The sequence below is a fragment of the Flavobacterium sp. ACN2 genome, assembly GCF_002303885.1.
Classification (GTDB): domain Bacteria; phylum Bacteroidota; class Bacteroidia; order Flavobacteriales; family Flavobacteriaceae; genus Flavobacterium.
This window is the reverse complement of the sequence record NZ_MRCM01000033.1, coordinates 1-9,299: the sequence shown is the minus strand read 5'-3', so window position 1 is coordinate 9,299 and position 9,299 is coordinate 1. Positions and strand designations below refer to the sequence as shown.

Here is a 9,299-nt window from a genome sequence, read left to right as displayed (position 1 = left end):
AATTATAATAATTCAGTAGCTAACTGACCAATTTTCTACAAAAAATATAATATAAGAAAAATCTAATATTTTAATATAAATAGGATTATAAAATAAGTAATATAGTACTAAAATGAGTTAAAAAGCATTCTTTTACAATTTATCTTATAAAGAAAAAGCAACAAAAACGGCAAGGAAAACAAAAACAACAATCGGTTGTTAAAAATAACAAAACCTACTTAAGGCTATTTGTAGCGCTACAAAAAACAAAAAAGCCCGATGCGATTAATGCCATAATCTGCATCGAGCTGTAATTTTTTGATAAGCCTTTTACGTTTATCGCAAATAACTCTAGAAATCCTTTTTGGTATAAGTTCTATCCGTCTAAAGTCTTGTTTGGTTTCTTCATTAAAAATACCCCAAATAGTATCTAACTTTTTAGGGCACTGACTTTTGATCAAACAAATCAGATTAACTGATTTTAATACTAATTATTCAAGTTGTTTTAATTGATTATTACAATCCCTCCATTACGAGGTATTTTTATTTCTACTTCTTTGTTTTTATTTATTTTAAGTGCATTTACTTTTCCATTGAGCTGATCATCATCTGTATAAGAATTTACCGCTGTCCCAGAAGAAAACATGTCTAATTTTAGTTTTGTTCTAAGGGTTTTATTTTCAGCATTAATTCCAGCGATATACCACTTTGCTCCTTTCCTTCTGGCCAGCAATACATATCTGCCTGGATATCCATCCAAAAAACGAACCTCATCCCAGACTGTAGACACTTCTTTCATAAATTTTATAGCCCAATCTGGAGCGTCATGCAAATTATTTGGCGCTAAGGCAAAATGCTGCACGCCGCTTTGAAAAAGCACTGAAGTAGCCAAAGCAAACACATCAGAAGTCATTCTTTTTGAACCTTTATTGGCAATGTTATCACTGTTGTAGAATTTATTTAAAGCGCTTCCTCCAAAATCCATGCTTCCAACCGTATTTCTAATAAAAGTATGCGTTGCTGCATTTACAGCTTCATTATCACAGCTTTGCTGCCCAAAATGCAGATTCTCACTTGCCAAAACCGCTTCGCTAGACGCAAAATTAGGATACATTCGTTCCCAACCTCTTGGTAAGGTACAGCCATGAAAAATGACCATAATTCCAAAATCATTCGCATCTGTTAAAATATCTTCATATAATTTCATCGTTACCTGCTTATCACCTCCAAAAAAGTCAACTTTAATGCCTTTAATCCCAATGCTATTCATCCATGCCATTTCTCTACGTCGGATAGCGGCATTATCCATTAATCCCCTCGGTCCCTGCGGAGCATCATTCCAATACCCATTTGAATTGTACCACAAATAAAGTCCTACGCCTTTCTGCGCGCCGTATGCTGCTAATTCTGCTATTTTTTCACGACCTATCTGCGTATCCCAAAGCGCATCAACTAAAACAGTTTCATATCCCATCGAGGCACTAAAATCGATATACTGTTTTTGCACAGGAAAAGTGGTATTATCATCCATTTTTATAATCCAGCTCCAAGTGCCTTTTGTATATCGATATTCTTTAGATGCTTTATATTTTGGTTTAACCAAATCAAACGGAACTGTAGTCTCGACAATAGGCGCAAGTGTTTCTCCTATTGTGATAGTGCGCCACGGTGTTTCTCCCGTAAGTGATATTCCTGGTGCTGTTGTTCCGTTTCCGTTATTCTCTCCCGGCATCGGAAATCCAATTGTATATAACCCATTTTCATGTCCAATTAATCTGCTTGCACAATAACCGCTATCTACACCTGTTTCAGAAATTAAGACCCATCCGCTGTTATTTACCTTAAATAGACATGGAAATGTATATCCATTTCCTAATCCATTTTTTCCGACTGCATCATCTAGTGTATAGGAAGTCTCGTAACTAGGTGCAGTCCTAGCAAATCCTGTCATTGGATTACTTTGCGGACAAAGAAATGTAGTAGTTCCTTTTGGCAATAAAAATCCTGAGACCTCTTCTTGAACCACACCCGAAAGTGTTTCTTTCTGTGGATATAATTTATATTTAAATGCCACATTGTTGTTGCTGACTCTAAAAACAACATCAAGGACGGATGCATTATCTTTTGTGAATGAAAAAATGGCTTCGTTTGCTATATAATGAACGTTGCTTTGTTTTATATTGCGCAATTGGTAAGTCTCGTCTATTTTATTTTGTTTCACATCTGCCTGTAAAGACAAGCCTGAGCTAAAATCTCCTGCATTTGTTTTTAATCCTAAAGGAGATTTTTCTATAAAACTCTTTTCATTGTATGTAACGGTGTAGAATGGAATTCCATTACTTATAGAAACCGAAACTATGAGTTTTCCGTCTGGACTTTTTATCGTCGGCTGAGCATTTAGTTTCAAAAATCCAACTAAACAGAAGAGTATTAAACTTTTAAGATTCATAATTATAGATTTATCTTTTGATAAAGGAATTTTTAAAGTGTTTTTTTTATATAAGTATACAGATACAGTTTACTTCGTTTCTGAAATTTTATCATTCAATCGGAAATAATCAAAATCTGCAAAACCTCCAATTGTTTTTGAAGCATAATTAAACAGTCCAAATCGATAGCCCATAAAATGTGGAATTGTGTACGGCATCTTTATTGGTTTCCCAATATTAATCCATTTTTTGCCATCTAAACTATAATAAAATTTTCCTCGGTCGGCTTGGTTTTTAAAATTGCATTCTGCTTTAAAATAGATTTTGTCCTGATTTAATAAAACACTTTCTATTTCTTTGGGATTTCCATTTTCAGCATTTATCATGATAATTTTTTTCTTGCCCTTCTCGACTTTTACTCCAACGAGACCAAAATCTTTTTGTAGCAACGAAAGTCCTGCAAAATCTCCTTCTTTCATATTTGAAAGTTCCAACATAGTAGATCCCGAACATACAGGCCCAAAAGTTCTTTGTGTCAGAATGTTTTTTACCTGCGTAAAACTGCTGTCTATTCTGGATGTTTTTAATCTTAAGTAACCTTTTCTTTCTTTTACAGACCAAAACTTATTATCTGGATTATGATTCCATTGCCAAACCAGCGGCAAATCATGCTCTCCATTTTTACGGGTAAATTCATCTGAGTTTACAATTCTGGTAATCAGGCTTTTATCAACAGGAAGATCTAGATTTTCTGGCACTTTACCATTTTCTCCCAATATCGGCCAACCGTTTTCCCATTTTACAGGAACCAAATACGGAATACGGCCAACACCTCCTGCATCTCTAAATAAATAAGAAAACCATCTGCCGTCTGGAGTATCAATAAGTCCGCCTTGCGCTACACCTAAATCCTGCAGTCCAATCTTTCCTTCCCAAGGTCCTGCAATAGAATCTGCTCTATGTATGATTACGGTGCGCATACCGTTTTTGGGCCAGCAGATATTAAATAAATAATATTTTCCTTTAATTTTAAAAAGCTGTGATCCTTCAGCTGGCAGCATTATATCGCTTTTCACAGGTTCATTGGCATTTTCTATTAAAACTTTTTTAGTCTCTTCCTTTACTTCTGATAAATCTTCTTTTAATTCAACTATTTGAATCTTTCCGCCTCCCCAGACAAGGTAAACTTTACCATTATCATCAAAGAAAAGCGAATGATCATGGTACGAATTGTTTAACACAATTCTTCTCCAAGGTCCTTTTTCAATATCTATTGTAGAAAAAATATACGTTTTGCCTGTTGTTCCCGAAAAAGTACTCGCATAATATACGTCGTTATGATAGCGCAGACTGCTTGCCCATGAACCCCTGCCGTAGTCATTTTTTCCATGATCTAAATTCAACCGATCATCATTATCTTCTAAAGTTTGGTAAGCGTAATTTACAAGATGCCAATTCACTAAATCTTTAGATTTCATAATAGGAACACCAGGATTCATATGCATCGTTGTACTACTCATATAATATGTGTCGTTTACTCTGATTATGGATAAATCTGGCACATCTGCAAAAATAATGGGATTTTGAGCTTTGTCCTTTTGAGCCTGACTTGCAAAAATATTCATTGTAATGGCTAAAATAGCATATATAAAATCTTGTATTTTTATCATAATTTCTTTTTTCGGTATTTCTAAAAAAATATCTGAAAGGAATATTAAACTAATTGAATAACAACTGCGAATACAGCAATAAATCATGTCTCCACACTGGCCATGTGTGTCCACCAGAATATTCGCTATAGCTATATTTAAGACCGAGCTGATCAAACTTTTTCATCATTACCTGACAATTCTCGTAGGCGATGTCTTCCTTTCCTCCCATCGAAATCCACAATTTTATTAGATTACTATTAATAGACTGTGCATTACTTTTTATAAACTCATATTGAGGATCGGCTAATTTTGGGTTATTTGCCCACCAGCCTGAACTGAATACGCCGAGACTTGAGAACAGTTCCGAATTTTTAATTCCTGCATAAAGTGTCTGCAGTCCTCCCATTGACAAACCTGCTAAAGCTCTATTTTTACTATCGGTTGCAACTTTAAAATTACTTTCTACAAAAGGTATAGCTCCGTTTTTTAATTCGTTTTCAAATGCTTTTAATGTTTCTTCGCTAAAACCAGCAATACCGCCTGCATTTCCCATATTTCCATCAAGCATTACAATCAGCATTTTCTTTGCTTTATTTTCTGCAATCAGATTATCTAAAATTAAATTAGCCTTTCCTTGAGCGCTCCATCCTCTCTGGTCTTCGCCTCCTCCATGCAGAAGATATAAAACAGGAAATTTTTCAGATGCGGTTTCATATCCTGGCGGTGTATAGACATACATTTCGCGCCATGAATTAGTTGCTCTCGAAAAGTATTTCATTGTTCTTACCTCACCATGCGGAACGTTTTTCAAGTCATAAAAATCTCCATCTCTTTTAGGAATTTCTATTCCGCTTGCCATGCGGCCCATTCCATAAAAGGTTTCACTTGACGGATCTGCAACTGCCACACCGTCAATTAAAAGGGAGTAATAGTTAAATCCTCCATTTATCACATCGGTTGTAACACTCCAAACGCCCTGTCCGTCTTTCTGCATATCGTACTTTCGTCCCAGATCTATCTGCACTTTCAAAGCTTCAGGCGCGCTGACTTTAAAGATTACCCTGTTATCAGGCAATATCTGAGGATACTTAGCATTACGAATATTCGTTTGGGCTGTCGTTCCTAAAACGGTATATTTTGCAAAACTTGATTCATCAACGGGTTTAAACAATAACTGCGAAAACATGTATAAACTGTTTTTCCATACTTTAAAATCGTGAACTCCAGGCTCCAGATAATAAATGTGCGGCACATTATTTTTAAATAAATAATCGTGGGGGCGTCTACTGTTTTCAATCAGCCAATCATTATCTCCGCAAGAAATCCAAAGTAGTTTCAGTTTCTTTTTAGTTTCTTCAGGATTGGGAACTAACTCTTCTGTTTTCTTAGTATTAGGAGCCGACGAAAATCCGCCGATCCATGCAAACTTGTCCAAATTCCCTAAACCGAAATTCAGAGACTGTCCCCCTCCCATAGATAATCCTGCAATGGCACGATGTTCTCTGGCCTTGAAGACATTGTATTTTTTTTCAACAAAAGGAATTAAATCATTTAATAGATCTTTTTCAAAATCTGCAAATGCCTGCACTTTGTCTGGTGCCATAATATTTCCCGAAGCGCTGTCATCTTTCATGGCTCTTCCGTTTGGCATTACCACAATCATTGGCTGAAGTTTTCCTTCTGCATAAAGATTGTCCAATATAATCTGCGGACTTCCACCATTAAGCCATTCTTTTTCGTCTCCACCAATTCCGTGTAAAAGGTATAAAACTGGATATTTTTTATTTTTAGCAAATCCCGGTGGCGTGTAAATAGTTGCTTTCCTAACTGTTTCAACCGTCTTCGAATTATAACTTACCGTTTCTACTTTTCCAGCTGGAACTGCTGGATTCAACTGATCAAAACCTATAGGCGCCTGAACTATAAAAGGCTCTTTCGAATTATCTGATTTATACCCTAATAACGAAAGCATTTTTTCTGCATAGCGATTTCCTAATTCTCTATAGCCTGCTGCATTAAAATGGAGCAAATCTGAAGCCACTGCACAACCTTTTGATGAAATTACATAAGACGTTGGAATGGTCTGAGGCAGTGTTGCAATAATTTTATTCATGCTCGCACATTTGCCGTTTTGATCTTCATGAACGGTCTCTCCAGAAAGTAAAGGCACTTTCTTAGGGTCTAAATTCAAATCTTTCATCAAATTATCGTATACAATTTTGACCTTTTTTGGCCAAAGTGTATCCCCAGTATTTGATTCTCCCTGGTGTAATAATATTCCTTTTATAACGCCTTTTTTCTGCGCAATTTTTGCCATTTCAACAAGTCTCGCATAAGGACTTCCATTATATTCTTTGATCATTCCGAGCATCCAGTCTGGCGCTGTTTTCATGTAGTTTTCGAAATTATCTTTATCAAAAAGCTCAATTTTACAACCTCCAACTGCAACATTTACCACTCCTACTTTTATATTTTTAGGAAGATTGGCAACCATTGTTCTTCCAAAAAAATCTGTTAGTGTTAATCCGGTTTTACATCGGCATAACGGCGGTATCGCTGTGTACCATTGGCCCATCTCGCGATTTAATTCTGGGCAGTTTACCGCTTCTAAAACCTGAAAACGAGGATCTACATTTATCTTGTGTTCAGCTTCTATTGGCGCAGCGCCCTCCATATTTGACTGTCCAAAACTCAAATAGATATGAAAATTTGGGTCTTGAGAATATCCATTATATCCTGTAAAAAAAAGAACTGTAACTGCGAAAAACTTAAGTATTGATTTCATGATATCTTGTTAAATCTGCTTTTATTAAATAAGTTTAAATCTACTGCTTCCCCGATTCTTTGGTATCCAAGAATCAGTTTCTGATGCCCTTTCTTTGTCAAAATCAATTACTGCATCAAAGATGTTTTTTCGGATCCATGCATTTGAGCTCAATCCAGTGATCCTGCTGCTGTTTTTGTGTTTTATTTCGGAATTGCATTATTGGATGCAGTAGCATATAAACCTACCAAAGCTCCTGTAAATCCTCCCGCTACATTTGTCGAAAGGATATCTCCTGAGACTGTGCTTCCCAGATTTTGAAAATCGGCACCATTTAAAGCGTAGCTAAACTGATAATTATCTCCTATTGCTTTTACTTTCAAGTTCATTACACCCTTAATCTCAATTTTTGTACTAGCTATAATTTCTGATTGGCCATTTTCTGTTCTTTCCAGTAGAACATAAGTATCTTTTTCTTTTTTAGTTACTCCAAAAACATAATTAAAGTGTTCATTTTGAAGACATACTATTCCTGCCAAATCTTTTTCAGAGTTAGGTTTATACTCTAATGTGGTTTCAAAAGAAAAATTATTGTGCTGCTGTCTGTAGAATAATGTCGAAGTTGGCTTTAATTCTTTGATATTGACAGAAAAGGGACTAATCTGCAATCCTGTTTTAACAATAGAAATAAAATGCTCTCTTGGGCCTCTCAATCCTATCCATCTGTAATCTAGCTTTTCTGAGGTAAAACTCTCTGTAAATGTAAAATTGCCATTAGGAAAAAAACCATCTTTACCAGTTTTATTTAATACACCATTTGGCATCTTCAATTTTGGTCCCATTGGAACTAGGCCATTTTCAAAAACAGGAAAAGTCCCCGACCAGTCTACGGGCAACATAAACGTTTCTCGTCCAGCATTTACTCTGTCTTTTTCATTGGGGCGAATTCCTAAAAATACGCCATAATATTTATTATCAGGACCAAGTACTAAATCAGCATGCCCTGCCCAATCTACTTTATCGGGCCTATTTTGAGGGAAATATCTTTGAGTAAGAATCGGATTATTGGATGCTGGCTTAAAAGGGCCTTTTGGACTATCACTAATAAAAATAACCTCACTATGATTTCCTCCTGTACCTCCTTCGGCACACATTAAATAATAATGATTGTCTTTTTTATATAAATGAGGAGCTTCTATCCATATGGGTTTCTTAGAAAGATCAACTCCACCATCCACTATAATTTTATCTGTACCAGAAATAACCTGATCTTTCTCTAGATCGTATTCCCAAACTTTAATCACACGATGCCCCTCGTATAATTCTTTTCCTTTATCTGGCGCATCATTGTGCACCACATAACCTTTGCCATCATCATCAAAGAAAATAGACGGATCAATTCCGTTAAAAGCCAGTTTAATTGGACTTCCCCAACCTTTTTTCGGATCTTTAGTTTTTACAATAATATTGCCCATATTTCCTGTAAATGCCGTTACAATCATATAGAAAGTATCATTGTGAGGGTTGTAAGTAATTCCAGGCGCATAAACCCCAGCACTGATGCCTGTATCGTGGGGGTTAAACTCTGAAACATTATTCAATACCCCACCTAAATCAGTCCAGTTTACTAAATCTTTAGAATGAAAAATTGGCACTCCTGGAAACATGGCAAATGAAGAACATACCATATAATAATCGTCTCCTTTTCTTGTAATGGCTGGATCGGGATAACATCCCTGCAGAACTGGAGAATAAAACTCATCTTCTTTTAATGGATTGTTTTTATATATCTGGTCATCTCCCTGATATACCACATTCGAAAATACTGGAGCCTGTTTATTTGTTTTTTTCTTTGAATTTTTCTCCTGAGCTGTTAATGAGAAAACACATAAAAATCCTATTATGAATAAAAAAGATAATTTTCTTGTAATCATTGTTCATTGTTTTTTGGTTCCTATTAAGCTGATACACTTTTAAGCAAAAATTGGTTAACATTTTATAAGTGTATTTTTAACAAATATAAAAAAAATATTATTCAAACGCAATCGGTTGTGTTTTATTTAATTGCATATTACAAAAAAATAAAGCCAAAAAAAAGAAGTTATCGTATCATTAAGCCTTAAAAATTAAATTTTAATCAAATACATCTGCACCATTGTAGACATATTTGCCAAAAAGAATATGTTTATCTGATATTCCTAAAGAAAACATAAAAAACACCTTCTTGATTTCTTTTTTTAAAATTACTAAAAGCTATTTACGTTATTTAAAGATTACAATTTGAAGAATAAATTTAGTTTTATAAAAAAAAGAAAACTGCTGTTACCTAGAATGCATGGCAGTTTTTTGGAAGATCAATTTTCGAAGATTCGCGAACAAGCCCGTGAAATCGTCAATGTACCACTCTGCAATATCGTAAATCGTTACAGGTCTATGTTCTTCCATTTCCTATACAATAAGTAGTATATATAATTT

The 9,299-nt window shown here is 35.1% G+C and carries 5 protein-coding genes; all 5 read right to left on the bottom strand.

Translation table 11 applies throughout. From position 1 onward, the window contains the following. Window positions 1-484: 484 nt before the first annotated feature. Window positions 485-2,428, bottom strand: coding sequence for a glycoside hydrolase family 97 protein (locus BSF41_RS23355; protein WP_095931883.1), 1,944 nt, complete (start codon window positions 2,426-2,428; stop codon window positions 485-487). A 69-nt stretch (window positions 2,429-2,497) separates the two neighbouring features. Continuing rightward, entirely contained in the window at window positions 2,498-4,078 is a 1,581-nt protein-coding gene (locus BSF41_RS23350) for a glycoside hydrolase 43 family protein (RefSeq protein WP_095931882.1), read from the bottom strand. 49 nt (window positions 4,079-4,127) lie between these two features. Next, on the bottom strand, window positions 4,128-6,845 hold the full coding sequence (locus BSF41_RS23345; protein WP_095931881.1) for an alpha/beta hydrolase-fold protein: 2,718 nt from the start codon (window positions 6,843-6,845) through the stop codon (window positions 4,128-4,130). Between the two features lie 182 nt (window positions 6,846-7,027). Next, window positions 7,028-8,758 (bottom strand): glycoside hydrolase family 43 protein, encoded by a 1,731-nt coding sequence (locus BSF41_RS23340; RefSeq protein WP_095931880.1) that lies wholly within the window; start codon window positions 8,756-8,758, stop codon window positions 7,028-7,030. A 388-nt stretch (window positions 8,759-9,146) separates the two neighbouring features. Continuing rightward, window positions 9,147-9,269 carry a hypothetical protein gene (locus BSF41_RS24040; RefSeq protein WP_256385533.1) on the bottom strand — a complete coding sequence of 41 codons (123 nt, stop codon included), beginning with the start codon at window positions 9,267-9,269 and terminating at the stop codon, window positions 9,147-9,149. Window positions 9,270-9,299 lie beyond the last annotated feature (30 nt).

Bases quoted from the DNA above. Each gene is read 5' to 3' on its own strand.
- BSF41_RS24040 (WP_256385533.1), bottom strand. From the start codon at position 9,269: ATGGAAGAACATAGACCTGTAACGATTTACGATATTGCAGAGTGGTAC.
- BSF41_RS23350 (WP_095931882.1), bottom strand. From the start codon at position 4,078: ATGATAAAAATACAAGATTTTATATATGCTATTTTAGCCATTACAATG.
- BSF41_RS23355 (WP_095931883.1), bottom strand. From the start codon at position 2,428: ATGAATCTTAAAAGTTTAATACTCTTCTGTTTAGTTGGATTTTTGAAA.
- BSF41_RS23340 (WP_095931880.1), bottom strand. From the start codon at position 8,758: ATGATTACAAGAAAATTATCTTTTTTATTCATAATAGGATTTTTATGT.
- BSF41_RS23345 (WP_095931881.1), bottom strand. From the start codon at position 6,845: ATGAAATCAATACTTAAGTTTTTCGCAGTTACAGTTCTTTTTTTTACA.